Genomic DNA, 19869 nt, shown 5'->3' with positions numbered 1-19869 from the left:
TCGGCTGCTGGAGTGATCGTGGCTGAGCCTTGACCGTTTCCGTTTGCTGGGACAGTGACGGTTGGAGCAGCTGGCTTAGTTGGGTTAGTTCCTGTTTGACCAGTGTTTTCATCGCTCTCGGTACCGTTCTTAGAGTCTTTAGCTTTTACCTCACTATTGTCTTTGATTTTGTCTGCTGGAATAGTGACTGCACCAGAGGTTTCATCAACGCTTACGCCTGCTGGAGTGTCTTGACCCTTCTTCCACTTGCCGTCAGTGTCTTTCTTGACAGTGAATTTGGTTGGGTTGGTGTTGTCACCTTCTGGCGTATACGTGATTTCCAGAGTATCAGTATCGGCTGCTGGAGTGATCGTGGCTGAGCCTTGACCGTTTCCGTTTGCTGGGACAGTGACGGTTGGAGCAGCTGGCTTCACGGTTATCTTTAGAGTTACGTTGCCGGTTTTTCCTGCCGAGTCGGTTACCGTGAAGGTTATAGTATGTGTGCCAACTTCCTTCGGCTGCATGTTCTTAACAGTAAGATCCAACACTTTTTTCTGATCAGTGTTAGTGGTTTCTGGTAAAACACTCGCACGACCACCAACGATATCAGCTTGTTGAAGCAGATTGGCGCCCATTAGCGCGTCTATATAGTTGATTTTTTCAACCTTCACATCATCTTTAGCAACAATGTGAATCTTCAGATCTTGCCCAACTGTTACAGACGATGAATCAGCAGTAGCAGTGATAGTCGGGTTTTGAGCATCCTTAGGCGCAGTAGCTTTTTTTGTATCACTTTTTTCTGAAGTTAGTTCAAATCCTGGAATTGGTATTTTACCGCCAGGTGTCGTTCCAGGCTCCCTCGTTACATTCGTTGTTGCATACACGTCGCCTTCAGGAATTCCATCCTTAAATGTAATCTCCGCTTTACCATTGTTAATCGTTGTAGTAGAGCCGATTTCCTTGCCATTTTTATCAAACAGTTTAACTGTTGTAGTAGTGCCTTCAGGAATGCCGCTTCCAACAGATACTGTTACTTTCTGCCCTTTCTTTCCAGCAAGATCAGTCAGATCAGTGTCGATAATTGGCTTCTTTGGTTTAACCTTGATGGTTACAGTTGCTGTACTCGTGGAGTCATCGGAGTATGTTCCCTTAACACTATGGGTAAATACGCCAACTGTCTTAGTGTTTGGAGCAGGAGATTTGCCGTTCCACGTTAAGGTTGGCTGCTTTTCAAGCTTTTTGCCATTTTTACCAGTCACAAATTTGTCAATTTCTGTCAATTTCGGTAATGGTTCACCAACCGTAGTATCAATGGTTTGACCTTTAAGAGGGTTTTCTTTAGCAAATGTAGTAACTTTGACTTTAACCGTGCGCGTTGTAACGTTGCCAGAGCCATCCTCGGAAGTAATAGTTACTTTCTTGTTGCGCATGGCTTTAGTAACGGTGATCTCGCCTGATGGAAGCGGTTTCTTTTCGCTTCCATCGCCTTTCGTGACTGTAGGATCTTTTGTTAAACCAGAAATGCTAAACTTCTCAATATAGCCCTTGTTATCGCTGGTAGTGAAGCTTAGTTTATCGTTTATATGAAGATTAATGGTCTGATTGTCGGTTATTTCCTTGTCATTGTAATAAATTTTTGGCGCTTCGCTGTCATCCTTGTGACGTTTTAAGTTTTTATCTTGGTCAGCTTTTGGATCTCGTCCAGAAACCCACGCGTAGGATGAGCTTGTTGTTCTTCCATATGTTGCAGAATCTGACCAAGTCCAAGCATTATGTATATTAGCGTACTTTTCATCATACGTTGTGGCTTTTTCGTTAATTGCTGTATCGTTAAGCTTTACTGCGGCATGCATATGGAATGCAAGATTTACTTCTGAAGTTTGAATACCTATTCCATAATTCTTACCACTATATGGGCCATCTAGCCAAGTTGCTTTACCAATAGCGTAATCATCGTGATTCTCATGGAATAGATCTTTCATATCTCTTTCATATTTTGTCTGATTCGGTCCTAAACTATACTGGAACATTGAAGACTTATTCCTATTGCCGCCGAATTTTTTTCACCATCATTTGGGAAGTTTATAGTTGTTGACTGATTGTCTACTTTTTCAAACTTGCCAAAATCGCGCGAAAGAGTAAAGTTCATCTTGCGTTTTATTTTGTCATTTTCTGATGCATCTTTAAGTTTGTAAGCGTCAAAACGTAAGTCGCGAATCGTGTCGTTTTCGAACAAACCATCGGACTTTAACTTAGCAATTTGGTATGGTACTTGCCATATATACCACTGCCTCTTTGAAGCTGTTACCATCGATTGAGCATCATTGTTGAAGAACACGTCGAATACAAGATATTTAGCACCATCTATTGTTTCGATATGTGCATACATATCCGTTTTTTTAATCAGAGTATTGTGCTCATCGCTACCATAATCGTCGGAATTCATTGTTCTTTTATCTTTATTTTCATCATTAGTAGCACGATAACGCTGGAACTCAAGAATACTAGGAGTTTTAAGCCATCCTGGATTGTTAACAACCACATCAGCTTCACGATTTTGAGACTCAGCACCGGTGCTATTCGTAAGACTTCTAACTACTCCAGCCTGTGTTGGTGTAGTAACTTTGTTTGCTGGAACAGCCATTGCAGGCTGGCTGCCTAAGCAGGTTGCTGCTGTCAACAAAGCAGCCATTGTTGCTAACGGAAGTGTGTGCACTTTGTGTGCAGAACGCTTTTTAGAAGATTTTGATGATGATGTATGTTTTGAAGGATTAGTGGTAGCCATAACAATCTCCTTAATTTTCCCTAATTTTTAACGAATTTCCAAACAAATAAATAGAACGAATTCTATGACAAATCTCTCCAAAGCTAGTAATAAAGCTCTCTATTTAAATGAGTCTATTTAAAATTCTATCATTTTTTGCTATTTTTTATAATATTTTTCAGTTTGACATTAGTTTAGACTGTAAAATTTCCTGCGGGGGGGGGGTGAGCTAAATGAAAATTTCTTGCAAAATGTTATAACAACATAACTTTTAATAAAATTTCTTATTATTTTCGTAATCTGTTATACGTCTTATGGTGTGTCGCAGATTTGTGATTGGGTAATCACTAAACAAATGTTGTAGTTTATTGCCTCACTATAATTTTGATACTAAATCGTTTAGTACTTTGTTGAATACAGCGAATATGAATGTGAGAATACAAGAGAATATTAAGCAGCAGGTGCAGCAGATTCTGGAAACTATTGGAGTTCCTAGGGCTACGGCTATTGACATGTTTTATCGTCAAATCATTCTTAATAAGGGTATTCCGTTTTCGCTTACTATTCCAAAGTCTCTTCCAGCACAAGATGATATGGATGAGAAAACGTTTAACGCGTTGATGGCTAAAGGTTATGATCAGGCGGTTCGTGGTGATAGTTATCCGATAGATGATGTTTTTTAGGAGCTTGAACGCTGATTAGCAGCCGTGGTGTGAACTTGGTTTTAGAAAATTAAAACATTTAGTGCTAAAACCAATGCTTTTGCTATGTGTCTTTCTGCGTTTTTATGCTGAGCATTACTCAATACGTATAATTATGTGATTAAAAAACTAAAATACATATAATTATGTGATTAATTAATTATGTGATTAAATGCGTCAGAACATACATAATAGTGTGATAATAGTGCGATATGTCTAAGGCATAATGCGACATATAGCCTAGGGGCATTTAGGCTATTTTGAGTCCTCTGTCGCTAGTATAATCAGCGAAAAACAAAGTATAATTTTTTAAATCTTCTCGCTTATAAAATTTAAAAAATGATGGTAAAAATTGCGTGACATATTTTTCAAGAAAGAGCAATTAATTATGAAAGAAATAAGAGAAAAGTTAACATCACGTTCAATTATCATAGCTTTAATTTTGATAACGTCAGAAACAATGAAATACTGCTATCTTATTAACGTTTTTGAAAGATTATTATTGCACGCTCAGGTATATCAATCGATAATGTCATTAATCACGCTAGTAGTATTTTTAGTATGCATCTGCTATGTTGAGCTAATTTATCATAAAAATAATAATCTTATTTTTAAACCCAGCAGTTACAGAAATAATACTTTTTTCAATAAGATTGTAAAACATAACTTAATAATTCATGTTGTAATGACAGCGGTTCTTTTCTTAATTCCAAATGAAGTGAAATATAACTACACAATATTAGTTATTGCAGTGCTTGTTATTGAATTTTTAAGACCAGATGTTCTGCGCGTTAAAGAAGAAAGAAAAGAAAATCCAGAGAATGTTAACATCGATGTAGACGCCGATATTCAGAAGCTTGCATCTGAAGATATTGAGGATGACGTTGATGGTGATGAATATTATGAAATTTCTGGTAATGCATATTACTACAAAATTTTAGAAGAAGCTAAAAACAGAAACATTGCAGTTTATAGAAAACTGCTAATTAGAAGAGGTATAATGGGCAGCCCTGAGGCGTATATAGCCTGCGCGGAAGATGAAGACTCTTTACCTGAAAGAATGAAAAGGCAACTTAGGAGAGAAAAAATTCGTTACGCGAAAATTATTGAATACGTGGGAAGAGATTATTACTTCGATAAGCCTTTCAAATCCGATGATGAAGCTTTGCAATTCCTTCACGACATGAACAAGGGCGACAACCCTGTAGGCACTCCTTCTGACGTTGAATATTTCTGGAAGAATTATGGAAAATATTATTATAAGCATCTGTCAATAGCTGATAGATAACACTCTCCGAAACTTCGGCTTCGGAGCTTTGTACGCTAAATTATAAAAAGCGGTTATTGTTTCATTTTTTAAACGGCCGCTTTTTGCTTTCCCAATTTTTCAGTAAATTTTTCAGTCGTCGTTATTATCATAAAGTTTTGAGAACTTGCCGCTTTTAAGGTCGTAATCCTCTTCTATTTTGCCGTTAAGATAATCTATTCTTCGCTTATAAAACCATTCCACTGTGTCGCGGGGAATTTTATCTTTTAAATCTTCTATTTTAGCTATTTTAGTGTTGTAGAAATCATCAAATGCAGGGTAACGTGTTGAGTCAAGATAGTATATGTCGATGTAATAAACTAGTTCGAATTTATAGCGTAAGTCGCTGCCTGTTTTAAGACGTCCACCAAAATCAAAATATGCATCTTCAATATCGCAACTGTTAATTAATGTTATTGCATCATCTGTAAGCTTCGAAGTGTCAAAGTAAAACATTTTTCTCCCATCTTTAAAAAACTTTCCCTGCTATTTTTCTTTTATTGTATTGTTATCTATATTTGTTGCAAATGGACTTTTTTTTTATATCCATTTGTTGCCACACAAGCAATATAGACTATTTTACCAAGTTGTAGAATACTCTACTTTATTTGGTCGGAGTGTCTAAATTGTGGCACCCCGAATTTTTATTTTATGTTCAAAATTTTATTCTGCTTATGTAATAGCACATTGTAATACGATAATCAATAACATATAGTTTACAATTTGCGATACTGTATTGTTTGACCACGTAGTACCGCTGCTGTTTTTAAAGTCTCAGTTATGGTGATTTACCAGATTTTCTTTTGGAAGATAATGCGTAATCTGCTTGATTTTGCTCTTATATATTATGTTTCGCGATGGCTATTATTAAAACTAAACAGACTATTATGGATTCTAATTTTAATAGAATTGTATTCTTATTAGAATTGCATATTAAGAATAAGAGGAACTTATGAAATTAATTAGACCAGATAGTAAATATATCCAAGGTTATATAGAAGCAAATGAAGAAGATGAAATTTTTAGGCCGAATGCAGAAAGACGTTTTATACACCCTGAGACAATTATAGAGAGTTCTTATAACTATGAACATGGTATAAATTTGCCTGAAAATTATGTTAGAGCTACTACATTTTGGTTGATAGATAATGAAAAATTTATTGGTGAGATTAATATTAGGCATGAATTAAATTCTTTTTTGATTAACTATGGTGGCCACATAGGGTATGAAGTTAGACAATCTGAATGTATGAAGGGCTATGGAACAAAAATGCTTTCTATGGCACTTACATATTGTAAAGAGACTTTGAATCTACATAAAATTTTGATTACATGCGATGATGACAATATTGGATCCATACGAGTTATAGAAAATAATGGTGGAATTTTAGAAAACAAAGTTAAAAATAGCTTATCAAGAGGAAACGTTACAACAAGAAGGTATTGGATTAATATATAGAGGAAAGATGATGAGTGAGACGAAGGTAAGGCCAGTGCTTTTCAAGCATGCTTTTTGGGATAATGTGGTTACAGAAACTGTTGCTGGCGTTTGCACGCTTATTGTTGCGCTGCTTGTACAGCAGTTCGTAGGGCACCGCGTACTAGGTTGGGAAACTGTGGTCATACTCGCGTTGAGTGTTGTGGTGTTTTCGCTGCTAAGTGCAGCGTATCTGCAGTGGTATAGGCATCGTAGACCAGATGACGGGTATTTGCTTATTGGAATCATCGATTTTGTGCTCAGGCTGCTGGTGACCTCTGGTATTGCTCTATTGCTTGTTTCCAATACTACGCTGCTAAGCATTATTATTGGCGCAGCGATTACTAGTGTGTTGATGTTTGTTTTAGAAAAGCCTTGGCAGCCAGGTATGACGGATGCGCAATTACAGGAAGCTTCAAAGAAATCGGTTGAGCTTGGCGTTCAAATGCTTGAAGAAGAGCGCGTAAAGCGCGCCGAGGTGAGAAACACGATTGCATTACAGAATGCGAGCGAAGGTAAAACAGACACTCCTAGAGGCGTGTCTTTAACATTCTCCTCGTTAATCGTTGCGAATATGCTGATGGAAGCAGTATATGCTGTTGTTACATTTTTGCTTGCATTGATGCTGCAATGGTGGATGCTTTGTACTATCGCTGGCTGGCGAACGCTACTCGTCATATTCTTCGGAAATATGCTATTTTCTTGCGCGGCGGCTGCGATTATGGTTCTGATGGGCGCATTGAAGGCTGATCAACAGAAATGCCTAACAAAAAGTTGGCCTTTCTTAGTTATTGTTGTACTGCTTCGACTGCTGATTTTCGGTGTTCTCGCTTGGCTTCTTACACCGAGTTTGGCATGGGTGAGCGTAGTTGTTGGCATTGTGCTTACCAATATTGTTCTTGTTATCAAGTGGCACCCACGGAGAAGAACCGCAGTAGCCGCATAAGATTTTATAAGACTGTTTTCTTCTTCTTTAAGCAAAGGGCTCTACGTACGTGGAAAGTGTTTGCTTTTATGCTGATAGTTACGCAATACATAATAATGTGATTAAATGCACCAAAACATACATAATAGTGTGATATTTGCTAAGACATAATGCAATTTTTGCTTTTTTTTTAAACGAGAGTATTGTGTTATTAAATTTGTCAAATAAGCTATTGGATTTGTGTAGTTTGTATTGAATTATTTAAGTTGGATAGCGATTTGAAGGTAGTTATGTAAGTTTGCATGTAGGCATGCGTGTAATAGTTATGTAAGTTTGCAAGTAAGCTTGCATGTAGGCATGCGTTATTTTGAAAGAGTTTTAGAGGAGAGCTGGTTGCAGTGAAGATGATTTTTAGCAAAGATAATATCTTTATTCGTATGAGATCTATTAGTCCAGCATTGCGATGGGCGCTGGTTGGATTCTGTTTTTCTATGCTCGGCAATCAGGCGTATGAAGGGTCGGTTTTGCCTTCGATTATTATTGTGGGCTTGCCGGCTTGGGTGATTGGTTTTCGTAAGACTTTTATGACGGTTGCCGATTTTCTTTCGCCATGTTCTGGTTGGATTGTTGATAAGCTTGGCGGTTTTCGCGCTCTTGCTATGACTGAAGGCGTAGAAGGCGTGCTCAGTTTGCTACCGCTTCTTATGCTTGGCTCTCCTGCGTGGAAGTGGTCGCTTGTAGCTCTTTCTTGCGCGTTGTTGATTACTGGTCAAGTGATTGATATTGCTAGCGAAGTTTTCGAGGTTGATGCTGCAGGCGGCGATGACGGCATGATTGTCAACTACAGCGGCATTGTGAGCGTTTTGGCGAGTATTACAGGAACCTTGCTTGGCTCTCCGCTTGGATCGTGGATTGCAAGCTGGTCGATTCCTGCGGTTTTGATTTTCTCGTCCGTCACTTCTTTTGCGGCTTGTGCTACGCGATTTATTATGAAACAAGACATTGCGCAAGCGTCTTGCGCAGAAGAGGAAGCGTTGCAAGATGTAGAGAATGAATCGCAAGAATCGCAAGAAAATCAAGAAAATGGCGTTGATTCCAAATCTGCAGCTAAGCAATTTGCGAATCCATTACTCAAGAGTAAAATCATGCTTCTTGCTGGATCTCTTTTGGTTGCTTTTATTCCTGCATGCTCTGTTTCTTATATCCTGCTCGGTTTTGGTAAGCAATATGGCTCTAACTCTTTAACAATACTGTATATTTTCACTGGTGTAGGAAGCGTACTCGCGTCCGTTTTATATGCGCACTCTTCTCAAAAACTCGGATTAAGAAAAGTTGCGATTTTGGGTATTGCTGTGAGCTTAGCTGCTTATTGCTTTATGTTTATTAATCTTTTGCCAATGATGTGCTTTGCATTCTTACTTGAAGCGATTGGCGGAATGCTACTAGTAGAGCCGATTATTGTTGCGCGTCAGATTCTGTTTAAAGGAAGTACGCTCGCTAAGTTTTCTGGTTGGGCGCGCCTCGCATTTGCGATTGGTGCTACTACTGGATCTTGGATTGGATTTGCATTCTCGTCTACGTTCCAATGGCAGCTTTTGCCTATACTAGCGCTGATTTCCACTGCTGGCCTGCTGGCTGTTTTGCCTCAGCTGCCAAACACTAGTTACGCTACGGATTAGTTGCGTAGGAATTAGGACTTTCTTTGTCTCAATTGACGAAAATGGGACAGATGCGTGCATGGCTGTGCGTGAGGTGAAATCGCTGTATATTGTGGTTATGCTTATGTTAAGTAAGTGTATATTGTGTTTGCGACACGCCTATTATGATAATTTTGTCATTAAAAAAGCGAAAAATATCAAGTTTTCAACACATTCTCAACGTATTTTATGGTGATTTTTATAGAATATAGGAATTTTTACGAATATTGAAAAAAGATGCAACATTTGCTTGAAATTCAGCGTGGGGGGGGGGTATAACAGTACACGTGCTCCGCACTCTGGCCATGCTTATTGGCACTAAAACTAATAAGCATTAGTATTCGACCAGTATTTAATCAGTATTTGATTAGTGTTCGATTAGCTTTTAGATTTTAGGAATCGAGGCGTTGGAATGTTGCAGCTTTGCGGCTGTTTCTCTAACCTTATACGCACAGTTTGTGGTTTTGTGAACCGTCATCATGTGCTTGATGATGCCGGCGGTTCTGCTATAACTTTGCTAGAATCTAATACTTGCTCTAAAGGGTGCACTGGTAGGAACGCTTCTAGATTGCGTCACATTCGTCGCGCGCTATTATCAATGTTTGTAGCAGCTGCCACTATTTTTGCCATGTTTGTTGTTTCACCTAATTCTGCAAGCGCTGCGCAGGTTTGGTGGCTTAAAGATGGCCATGGTTATTTTGCTGATGACGCCAATAACTCTCTTACTGCTTTTCAATACATGCATATTGATTATCCAGAAGTTGACTCTTCTAACCCTAATCACGTAAGGTACACCATTTATTTTAACTATGCGTTCTATAATAAAGTGTCGCCAACGCCTCGAATTGTTATAAATAAAACTCCATGGCTTTACGTCTTTCTTCCTTCTAAGTTGATTACTGATTCTATTAGAATTGTTAGGTCTATGAGAAGTTTGTATGGCGAAGCAGCTGTTAGGCATAGAACTGACTGGCAGATTCAAAATAGTACGAAAAAAGTAGGTAGTGATACTGTACCAATTCCTGATACAATAAAAACTTGGTATTCGAGGTGGCACGGTCGCGACAATCATAATTATGGCGATGATAAATTTCAAAACGATTGGAATGATAGTGTAGGTAATGGCGCTTTTGGCTGTAAGTACACTTCTACTGGAAAATACGCTGGAAAATACAGTTTATGCGAAGTTAAAAAGTGGTTGGATTCTGGAGATTTTGGTGTAGAGCTTGCTGATTCAGAAAAGGCTGCTGGAACTTATGTTTATAAGTGGGTAATTGATGCTGATATGCAGCCAGGATCCGACCCGCATTATATGCCAATTGTTGCAGGATATCAGTCAAACAATGGTACTAGCCACGAACGTCTTTATGCGGTTTATGGTCCATACGATACCGACGGTGATGGTATTCCAGATAATGTTGAGTATGCTAACAGTACGGATCCAGATTCTAAAGGTGGTTTGAAGTTTGAGGTCGCACAAGATGCTGAGACTTGGAATTCTGCTTCAATCAGGCCATATGTTGAAGATGGTACTTGGGAGAATATATCTACTATAGATGAAAATAACAATCTTATTCAAAAATACGTTCCAGTCTATTCCAAGCCTGGTGTAAGAAATAGGTTGTACGAAAACATCCCTAAAAATCTAGAATATTCTAGTGGCGGCGATGCGTATCTTGATAATAATAAAAATAATAAAATAAAAGTTACTTTTGATACTGGAAACGCGCCTACAAATTCTAAAGGTCATGTGTGGGTTGATAGTTCTACTGGCAGAGTGTTATTTAACGCAGATAAGTATTTTAAAGATACTGATAAGAAAAAGGATCACGTAGTTACTATTCCGATTAAGATTACTTACCCTGATCCTACTAAATATCATTGCACGTTTAATCAGCAGAAAACTCCGCGATTTTCTGAGATTGTTGAAGCTAAATTCCATGTTTGGCCTATGTCTCATTTTTATAAGCCTGTGTATCCAGATTATCAACATACACAAGTTATGCCTGGTGAAACTGTTACGTCCACTCCAAAGAATGATGGTACTAATCCGTATTTTCCACAAGGTACGTGGTTTGAGATTGGTCAAAATAGCAACAAGTCTCAGCCAAAGCTTTCTTGGTCAAAAATTAATGCTGTTGATAAAAATACTGGTAAAGTAACGTTTACGCCTGGCAGAGCTACGGGTCCTGGCGATAGGGATACTCCTGTTATAGTGCATTATCCCGATGGTTCAACGTCAAAAGACGGTAATCAAGTTTATGCACACGTGAGGGTAAACGAACTTACTGCTAAAAAGGGCAGTAATGATTTACATTTAGTTTTCTACTTAGGCAAAGGCACTCATGATGGCGATATGGGTCCTAGCTATAGTGAAAATAGCTTTAAACTTTACAAACATGATCCAATAAGCATTAAAGACGGTAACAAAACCTACACTGGACTATTGCTTGACTCATGGTCTGCTGCCGCTAAAGGTAAGATTCAGTTCCGCGCTATTTGTCATAAGGTTGGTAGTGACGATTACAAGCTTCTTAAACCTTCTGATAGTAAAAAAGACAACAATATTAATGGCTTGACTTTTACTGAGTTCCATTCATGGGATCGCGCTACTACTAAACAAGAGCAAGAGTGCTCAAAAGACGCTAAATGCGATAAGTCTGCTTTTGATTACAAATATATTGGGAGTAGTGAGTACAACAAAAAAACAAATGGCACTATGGAGCGCTCGCGAGCTTTGATTGGTACTACGCAAAGTAGTTTGCCAAGAAAAACTGGCAGATACGAGTGCCGAGTATTTGCATTTCACGATAAGTCGAAAGAAGGCAAAACACAATACAATAAGTCTCTTGAACATTTCGACACCATTGCTAATTTGCAATCTAGCTCATACGGAAGTTTATTCAATTTTGGCGATATTCCAGCCATTAGTAATGAGAATAAACGAGGTGTTGAGTGGGTTGAAAATACTTTCCAATTCACGGTTAAAGCGCACGATAATCAAATTTATAATCCAACCTACAAGAAAGTTCCTACTATAAAAGCTGGTCTTTTTGAGAATAGGGAATTTAATAGTTCTGATAAGCCGAGAAGCACTAAAGATGGTAATGGTGTTTCTTTGGAAGATGATAAAGCTGACATTATAGATGGCGAGAGGTCTCCTAAAGGTACATGGTTTACGATTAAACGATTGGTTAAAAAAGTAGACGGTAAAGACCCTAGTGAATATCCGCAAGAAAAAAATAATTGGTCTGCTTTTGAAGACAATGAAGATAATAAAGTGAAAGACAAGTCTCAAGCAATTGATTCTAGCTCTGCTCGAGTGTATGGCAGTGTGACATTCCGCCCAAATGTTTGGCAGAAGCCTGGTGAGTATTGGGCAGAAGTTGTTGTGCACTACCCAGATGGTACTTCAACCGATCAGAAAGATTCGGTAAATTACAAGCACCCTGTGTATGCAAAAGTAAAAGTAGATCCGCCAGACGTTGTTCAAAAAAACGACGTACACATAAGCGTGCGTGCGTATGAGCCTATTACGGCTAATGAAAGTTCTGCGCCAGATATTAGTGACCCTTACAATCAACCTGGTACGGGTAATGGTATTACGCTTATGAGTGGCATGGAACTTAGGCATAAGCCTTTTATTGATGCTTGGTCAATGCACAATGTTCGCAATAAAGTAGATCTTAGAGTTTTGTGCGATGATCCAAACGATGATAGTCATTATAATGATTTTTCTAGTAATCTTGGTGGGCTAAAAGTAAATAATCCAGTTCAGTGGAGCAATATAGCAGAAAAAGGCTTGAGCCAGGATTATTGCTTAAATGGCAAAGGTAAAGGCACCTGTGAGGCGAAGCATATTTTGTATGGTAAAAAGCCTTATGCAACTTACCCTGACGATAGTCCTCTTGCTGCAGAACGTACGACTACTACTGTTGAGGGTTATAAATCGAAGCCTGGAAATTATGTGTGCGCTGCATGGGCGTTTGATAATCCTGCTACTCGTAAGGCTTTTGACGAATTGGGTGATTATAAGCACAACATAGATTATGACGATTTTATGCAAAATTATGGATACACAAAGGGCGTAGATTACGATTTTAAGACTTTTGTAATTCGTATTGCTAAGCCGTTTAGATTGCCAGAGACTGGCGATTGCGGCTGGAACGCGTCTTTGTGCGTTGTTTCTGCGCTGTTGTGCAGTTTGGTTGCTGCCGTGTTTGTAATGGATCAAACTAAGCGCGGTCACGAGTTGCTTGGAAGGTGGCGACTTGTATGAAGCTTTTCTACGGGGTGCATGTTTTTGATGTGCATGTTTTTAATGCAAAGTCTCATGGAATTTTGGAGCGTGATATTGCAACATAATATTCCTAGACTTAAAAAATTTACTCATTTATGAGCAAATTGCGTAAATAATTCGGTTAAAACCAAAAAAGTAAATACTTACATCAAAATTTCAAAACTTTTAATTGCTGGAAACAGCATTTATGAAAGGACTGGATATGAACAAATTCACAAAACAGTGCATAGCGGCGGTGGCGTCGCTTGCGATGGCTGGCACAATGTGCGTTGCTGGCGCTGTAACGGTATCTGAGGTTGCTTGGGCAAGCTCGTCGAATACTGCTACTCAAGACCCTGTTGCTCCGTGGGCACAGGGCGCTCCAAAAACTGCCAAGCTCACTATTATGAAGTACAAGTACGTTACTGATCAAAATAAGAAAACGTCAACTCCGCTTCCTGGCGCTACTTTTACAGTAACCAAAGTAAAGTCAATTAATGTTCCTGCCGCAGGTACTACAACTAATACTGTTACTTTGAGCGATTTTGCTGATTATTCTACTTGGCAAAATATTGCTAGCGTAGTTGCTGATTTGAATGATGGTAAAGATAGCGTAGCAACTCTCGATAAGAATACTTTTTACACTGGCACTACTGGCAGTGACGGTAAGGCTGTAATCAAGACTTCTGGTCAAAATGGTTCCGAGAATCTTCCTCTTGGCTTATATAAGGTTGAGGAGACAGGATTCCCAGACAATTATGGTATGAACGATCTTAAGTCCTTCTACATTACTTTGCCTTTGATAGAGCAGAAGAATAGTAAGAATCACTTCAACTACGATGTGACTATTAAGCCTAAGAACAAGGATCTTTCTACTTCTATTACTAAGACGCTTGATAATGAGAAGAGTATTGCTGGCGTTGACGATACGTTTAATTATACGATTGCATCGCAAGTTGTCACGACTGCAAACCCAGCTCCTGTAAAAGGCAAGTGGAGCAAGGATAACATTCAGGGATTTGCTGTGTTTGATGATGCTCCAGCATCTTTGACGGCGTTAAAGGATAAGAGCAACAAGGATCAGACTCTAGATAAGGCTGTTACAGAGGTGAAGATTGGCGATACTAAGTTGACGCCAACTACTGATTACAAAGTCACTATGCCAACTTCTACTACTGATTCTGACCATAGTGGAAGCATTGAGTCTGGTCGCACTCGTATTCTTGTAACTTTTGAAGACGCTGGTTTAACGAAAATTGCTACTGCATTGAATGATGCTACTGGCGAGGCTCCTAAGATTTCCGTTAAGCTCTCGTTTAAAGTTGCAGATGATTTTAAGACCAGTGCTATTGCATCAAATAATCAGATTGTAAACAAGTCTGGTTACTTTAAGGGCCATAGCAAGGGAGATAAGAATCCTGATCATACGCCTTTTGTTCCAAGTGGAGATAATCCTAGCAGCCAAACAACTACTAAATTTGGCGCACTTCAGGTAGATAAGTACGAAGATGGAAATCCAAATAATAAGCTTCCTGGTGCTGAGTTTAAGATCTTTACAGATTCAAAGAATGCTAATGCTTGCTCTAAGGGTCTTGCTGAAGGAAAAGAGTTGGCAAATATAACTGAGTGCAAAGCTGCTACCGCTTTTGATGGAAAAACTGTTAAAGGTGGTGCCTTCCAGACAGCATATAAGGCCGCTGCTGGCACTATTTACATTGTTGAGGTTAAAGCTCCAGATAAGTATGTGCTTTCTCCACGTGTAATGTCTGAAACGATTAAAGAGGGCGTTCTTACAACTGCCAAGTTCCCGAATATGCTTGCTCAAGGCGGCGACCATAATTCTTGGTTCAAGCTTCCTGCAACAGGTGCGGCTGGCGTGTTTATTTTCGCTCTTGCTGGCATTATCTTGATTGCTGCAAGCGTGTTTATTTACACTCGCAACAATCGCAAAGAAGAAGATAAGCAGCGCGCTTAGTCTCTTCTAATGTCAATATATTTATAAAAGACTCAGGGGGTTGGGCGGTATTTGCTTAGCCCCCTGTTTTACTTTTGGAAGTGGATTTATGAGTTTTACTAAATTTGCAAATGCATGCCGCAGCAGCTTAAAGAGGGTAGCGCGATTAGCAGGACTACGTATTCTTAAATCCACTCAAAACGAATCGTCTGCAAACGAATCGTCTGCAAACAAATCGTCTGTAGATTCAAATTCTGCAAATTCAAAAAAATCCGTTTTTAAATGCGTTGTTGAACCAATCATTCTGGCACTAGCAGCAATACTTTGTTTTACGTATCCAGTGGCATCAACTTTGTGGAATAACAAGGTTTCGAAGGAGATTTCCGTAGCTTACGACAAATTCAATTTTGACCAGGCGGCTGGCGTGCGTAGAAAAAATCTTCGTAAAGCTCGTGAATACAATGCTCATCATAAGTCGATTATTAGCTCCGACCCGTATGACGGCAGCACAAATTACATGAAGACTGCCGATTACAAAGAGTATGAAAGAGTACTGGACGAGCCAATGGGTATTATGGGCATTGTAAAAATCCCCAAAATTGGCGTAAAGCTGCCGATTTATCACGGTAGTTCTCCAGATGTTTTATCTCGCGGAGCTGGTCATTTGTATGGTACGGATTTGCCAGTTGGTGGTAAAAATCGTCACACGGTTGTAACAGCTCACACTGGATTAACTAACGCCACTATGTTCGACGAATTGGTGGATTTAAAAAAAGGCGACTATTTTTATTTTGATGTGCAAGGCAAAACATTGCGCTACAAGGTGTTTCGCATTAGCGTTGTGGATCCAGAAGATATTAGTTTGTTGCAGCGAGAAAAGGGTCGCGATTTGGCAACGCTTCTTACTTGCACGCCGTACGGTGTGAACACGCAGCGGCTTTTGGTAACGGGGTATCGCGTTCTGCCAGATCCTGTTGGAGTGCCAGGGGATAAGCTACAGTGGCCATTCTGGATGACTATGTTCCTTATAGCATTAATAAGTTGCGCGGTGGTTCTTGCCACAATGATTATTGCTATAGTTAGAAAGCGCAGAGATAATCTTGCTCCGCGAGGAATGCACCTGGCCTATAGCCTTCCAAACTCGTTATAGTCTTCGATAGAAGTGTTGCTCTTTTTTCTAGACATAAGTAGGCCTGCGCCGCCAATCAAAAATAGGAAAGCACTAACAGAGCCAGTATAAAGTGCAAGATATGGCACTAGAACGCTTAAAATCATGCCTAAAATTCCCAGAATAAACACGATCCATAAAACTATAAGGGTAATGGAAACGTTGTTAAAATGAGGGTTTGGGGCAATAAAGTCATCTCCGTATTCGTCCATTGTTTTATCAACATCCAGCCAGCTTAATTTGGTATTATCTCTTGGACCAGATTTTTTTAAATCAGATTTATCGCTCAACGCTATATTTTTTAACGGTTTTGCCGCTTGATTAATGCGTTTTTTAAAGATTTTTGCACTTTTTGACTTTTCTAAATCGTTAAAATCCTCTTTATGCTCGCTAACAAATTGAGACCATGAATCGTCAAAGTTTTTATCAAGCGAGTTGTTAGCATTACTGTTTTCGCTATTTGGCAAAGGGTTATGGGAGTTGGTATTCTTAGAAGAAGTCATGAATTATACTGTAGCAAGTCTGCTTGATAGTTGGAATGCTGTTTTGCGAATCTTGCTAGAACGGGGTTAGCATGTTGTATTGGTTCTTTGTAAAGGGGTTTGGATTCATTGCACGCTTAAGGATTCATCCTACTGCTCAAGGAGTTAACAACATTCCTAAAACAGGCGGCGCGATTATTGCAGCAAATCATCTTGCTGTTATTGACGACGCACTTTTACCTCTTACATGCCCGCGCATGATTCATTTTATGGGCAAAGCCGAGTATTTTGAAGGCAAGGGCTTAAAGGGTCGTTTTAAAAAGTGGTGGTTTACGTCTGTTGGTGTGTTCCCTGTGGATCGTTCTGGTGGGTCTAAGTCGCTTGGTGCGTTGAATCACGCTAAAGAAATCCTAGAAAAAGGTCAGCTTTTTGGAATTCACATTGAAGGAACAAGAAGCCCAGACGGAAAGCTTTATAAGGGTCATTCTGGCGCTGCAAGATTGGCGCTAGAAACGGGATGCCCGATTATTCCAGTTGCAATTATTGGCACTCGCGAGCTTCAAAAACATGGTCAGATTATGCCTGCAAAGGGCAATACAAAGGCGATTTATGGCGAGCCAATTGAAGTTAGCAAGATGAATCCAGAAGACATTACTCACGACATTCTTCGAGATCTTACCAATAAAGTAACCATGGCAATTCAACAGATGAGCGGTCAAGAGTACGTTGACGAATATGCTCAAACTGTTAAAAAGCGCATGCAAGATGCGCGCGAAGAGCGCTAAATAATCGAGCGCTAAATAATCGTTAGCGTTACGGTTGTTGGGTTTCCGCTTTCGTCTAGAACTCTAACTTGAGACCCTGGAGCTGCGGATTGGAACCTAACAGTATGCATAAGATCGCCCAAAGGCGCAGAAATATTAACTTTTAGCCCAAGCGATTCAAGTATTCTTCTAGCTTCGTTAGCGTTCTTATTGCGCACATCTGGCATTGTTATAGTCTTTGGCCCCTTAGAAACAACCACATCGAGTTTATCTCCCCAATGTAGTTGCTCTCCCTTTTGCACGGACGTGCTAATAATCTTGCCTCTTTCAACTTTGTCGTTAAACTCTTCGCTGTAGTTTGGAACTAGTTTTGCTTCGCCAAAGGCTTTGTCGGCCTCTTCTTTTGTAAGATTAACAACGTCTGGCATAGAAACAGGCATAGGTCCCTTAGAAAGAATCACGGTAATGTTTTTATTGTGATTCATTTGCATTCCAGGGGTTGGTGAAATTTCAACAACGCAACCCTTAGGGATTTCCAAAGAGTAAATGTCATCGCTCGATTTATGCGTAATAGAAGTAAATCCAGCCTTCTTTAAAGCTTTTATAGGATTTTTCCCTGCGCTAGAAGTTGGATCCATAATGTCTTCTGGAATAGTGGACTTGCGTATGCCTTTGGAAACAACAACTTTCAAGCGGCCATTATTGCGCTTAGAAACTTTACCGCCACTAAAATCTGGATTAGTGAAAATAATGTTTCCTTCGGGTATGTTGTCGCTAAAGTCTTTAGAAACGGAATAAGGAATATTAGATACTTTAAGCGTGCGCTCGTAATCTACCCAAGGAATGTTTGTTATTTTGCACGCACTCTGCGATGCGCATTCTTGCGTGCTTGGTTTTGGTAAAGACCAGTAGCTTCCAGGGCCTAAATAGTACCAGTACGCTCCAAATGCAGCTGCTGCTAAAACAATTGCCGCGCAGCTGGAAGATGCAATTACAATGTTTTTGCGCGTGTTTTTGTGCGTTTCTTTGCCGTTGCTGTCTGCATTATTAGACTTATTTCGTTTAGCTTTTAAACGTTCACTAATAAACTGCGGAGCGCGCATTGTAACAGTGAGCATATTATTGTCGTTAAAGTCTTCAAGCGGATTGCTGTTTGTTGAAGTTGTTGAAGTTGAATAGTTTGAAGATTCCTCACCAAAATCGAAGCTCTTTGTTTCTAAGGTTTGAGTGGCATTAATATCGGTTGTTTTATCAATATCTGCAGTCTTATCTATATCTGCAGTTTTATTTAGCACTTCTTCGTTTTCTAAAGAGTTCAGGTTATTAGCAAAGCTAGGAGGAAGTGGTATTTGAGATTTTAGATTAGACTTTTTATCTTCAAACTTGCTGGCGATTATCGAGTCTTCAATAGACTGATTTTCATCGTTTGAATTTGCATCAAACTTATATTGCCATTCTTGCTCGCTTAATCCAGCGCAAATGCTTCTTAAAATGTTAAGCGCTTTATTGGCATCGGCTGGTCTTTTTTCCATTTCTCGAGCGGTAATAGCGCTAAGAAAATCAGCAACAGAAGAATTTATATCTTTGCAAACAGTTTTTATAGAAGGAGTGTCTTCGTGAACATGCTTAAAAACAAGCGTTACGGGATTATCTGCGTTAAAAGGAACACGCCCAGCAAGCATTTCCCAAGCCATCATTCCTGCAGAATATAAATCTCCCTGCGGAGTTGCAAGATTCTTCTCAATCATTTCTGGTGCAAGGTATGCAGCCGTTCCAAGAAGAAGCCCTGTAGAAGAAAGAGTGGCTTGAGATACCGCTCGCGCAAGTCCAAAATCAGTGATTTGCACGTTTCCGCGGTCGTTAATCAAAATATTTTCTGGCTTAATATCTCTGTGAACAACGCCAGCAAGATGTGCGGATGCAAGACCGTCTAAAGTTTGAGCCAGCACGCGTAAAGTGTCTTTTACGCTAAAAGTGCCGTATTTGTTCATCTCATATCTAAGATTTACGCCATGAACATATTCCATAACTAAGTAGTCAAGTCCTTCAAATTCGCCAGTATCGTAGACTTGAACAATATGCGGATTTGCGATTGCGGCGGCAGAAGTTGCTTCTCTGCGGAACCTTGCAATAAATTGTTCTCGGTGGATTCCCTGAGCAAGTTGCGTATGCATGATTTTAAGCGCAACAGGGCGATTAAGACGCTCATCTTGCGCTTGATAAACAGTGGCCATGCCACCTTCTGCTATCTTTTTAACTATGCGATAGCGATTTTCAATACACATTCCTGGTTGCGCTTGAACTTCACTCATGTAGTAAATCCCTTATACGCGTATTAAAACCCACTACTTAAAAGTGTACAGGTAATACAGT

The 19869-nt window shown here is 39.5% G+C and carries 13 protein-coding genes and 1 pseudogene; 9 read left to right on the top strand and 5 right to left on the bottom strand.

All coding sequences use genetic code 11. The annotated features are described in order from the left end of the window. Both QP420_RS05570 and QP420_RS05565 read right to left on the bottom strand, forming a co-directional pair. A pseudogene (locus QP420_RS05570) lies at nt 1-2009 on the bottom strand (hypothetical protein); the annotation flags it as partial. Further along, the gene (locus QP420_RS05565) at nt 1991-2764 is read right to left on the bottom strand and encodes a hypothetical protein (protein ID WP_481616791.1); all 774 of its coding nucleotides are present in this window, start codon (nt 2762-2764) and stop codon (nt 1991-1993) included. The pseudogene QP420_RS05570 and the gene QP420_RS05565, both read right to left, overlap by 19 nt. A gap of 404 nt (nt 2765-3168) precedes the next feature. Here QP420_RS05565 and QP420_RS05560 point away from each other — a divergent pair, with 404 nt between their 5' ends. Beyond that, complete coding sequence (locus QP420_RS05560; RefSeq protein WP_481616790.1) at nt 3169-3426, top strand: type II toxin-antitoxin system RelB/DinJ family antitoxin; 258 nt, start codon at nt 3169-3171, stop codon at nt 3424-3426. A gap of 406 nt (nt 3427-3832) precedes the next feature. After that, nucleotides 3833-4732 (top strand): hypothetical protein, encoded by a 900-nt coding sequence (locus QP420_RS05555; protein ID WP_481616789.1) that lies wholly within the window; start codon nt 3833-3835, stop codon nt 4730-4732. A gap of 111 nt (nt 4733-4843) precedes the next feature. Here the strand turns inward: QP420_RS05555 and QP420_RS05550 are convergent, their stop codons facing one another. Beyond that, complete coding sequence (locus tag QP420_RS05550; RefSeq protein WP_481616788.1) at nt 4844-5206, bottom strand: hypothetical protein; 363 nt, start codon at nt 5204-5206, stop codon at nt 4844-4846. 496 nt (nt 5207-5702) lie between these two features. Between QP420_RS05550 and QP420_RS05545 the strand changes: the two genes are divergently transcribed. The 6 genes from QP420_RS05545 (at nt 5703) to QP420_RS05520 (ending at nt 16232) form a co-directional block, all read left to right on the top strand. Further along, nucleotides 5703-6209, top strand: a complete 507-nt coding sequence (locus tag QP420_RS05545) for a GNAT family N-acetyltransferase (protein ID WP_415695539.1) — start codon at nt 5703-5705, stop codon at nt 6207-6209. A gap of 10 nt (nt 6210-6219) precedes the next feature. After that, on the top strand, nt 6220-7173 hold the full coding sequence (locus QP420_RS05540; protein ID WP_481616787.1) for a hypothetical protein: 954 nt from the start codon (nt 6220-6222) through the stop codon (nt 7171-7173). 377 nt (nt 7174-7550) lie between these two features. Then, nucleotides 7551-8831 (top strand): MFS transporter, encoded by a 1281-nt coding sequence (locus QP420_RS05535; RefSeq protein ID WP_481616786.1) that lies wholly within the window; start codon nt 7551-7553, stop codon nt 8829-8831. Nucleotides 8832-9261: 430 nt separating this feature from the next. Next, nucleotides 9262-13128, top strand: coding sequence for a Rib/alpha-like domain-containing protein (locus QP420_RS05530; RefSeq protein ID WP_481616785.1), 3867 nt, complete (start codon nt 9262-9264; stop codon nt 13126-13128). Between the two features lie 223 nt (nt 13129-13351). Continuing rightward, on the top strand, nt 13352-15103 hold the full coding sequence (locus QP420_RS05525) for a SpaH/EbpB family LPXTG-anchored major pilin (protein WP_481616784.1): 1752 nt from the start codon (nt 13352-13354) through the stop codon (nt 15101-15103). 88 nt (nt 15104-15191) lie between these two features. Further along, complete coding sequence (locus QP420_RS05520) at nt 15192-16232, top strand: class C sortase (RefSeq protein WP_481616783.1); 1041 nt, start codon at nt 15192-15194, stop codon at nt 16230-16232. On the opposite strand, the gene QP420_RS05515 is transcribed toward QP420_RS05520, so the two are convergent. Beyond that, the gene (locus QP420_RS05515) at nt 16208-16753 is read right to left on the bottom strand and encodes a hypothetical protein (protein WP_481616782.1); all 546 of its coding nucleotides are present in this window, start codon (nt 16751-16753) and stop codon (nt 16208-16210) included. The genes QP420_RS05520 and QP420_RS05515 overlap by 25 nt on opposite strands. Before the next feature lie 71 nt (nt 16754-16824). Here QP420_RS05515 and QP420_RS05510 point away from each other — a divergent pair, with 71 nt between their 5' ends. Then, a complete protein-coding gene (locus QP420_RS05510; RefSeq protein ID WP_415688711.1) occupies nt 16825-17517 on the top strand; it encodes a lysophospholipid acyltransferase family protein in 693 nt (230 codons plus the stop codon). Between the two features lie 11 nt (nt 17518-17528). Here QP420_RS05510 and QP420_RS05505 read toward each other — a convergent pair whose 3' ends face one another. Further along, nucleotides 17529-19808, bottom strand: a complete 2280-nt coding sequence (locus tag QP420_RS05505; RefSeq protein WP_481616781.1) for a protein kinase domain-containing protein — start codon at nt 19806-19808, stop codon at nt 17529-17531. Nucleotides 19809-19869 lie beyond the last annotated feature (61 nt).

It is taken from the genome of Bifidobacterium sp. UMB1197, from assembly GCF_030217745.1.
Lineage (GTDB): Bacteria > Actinomycetota > Actinomycetes > Actinomycetales > Bifidobacteriaceae > Bifidobacterium > Bifidobacterium vaginale_B.
Note: the sequence above shows the minus strand (reverse complement) of the source record. Positions and strands in the feature narration are given on the sequence as shown.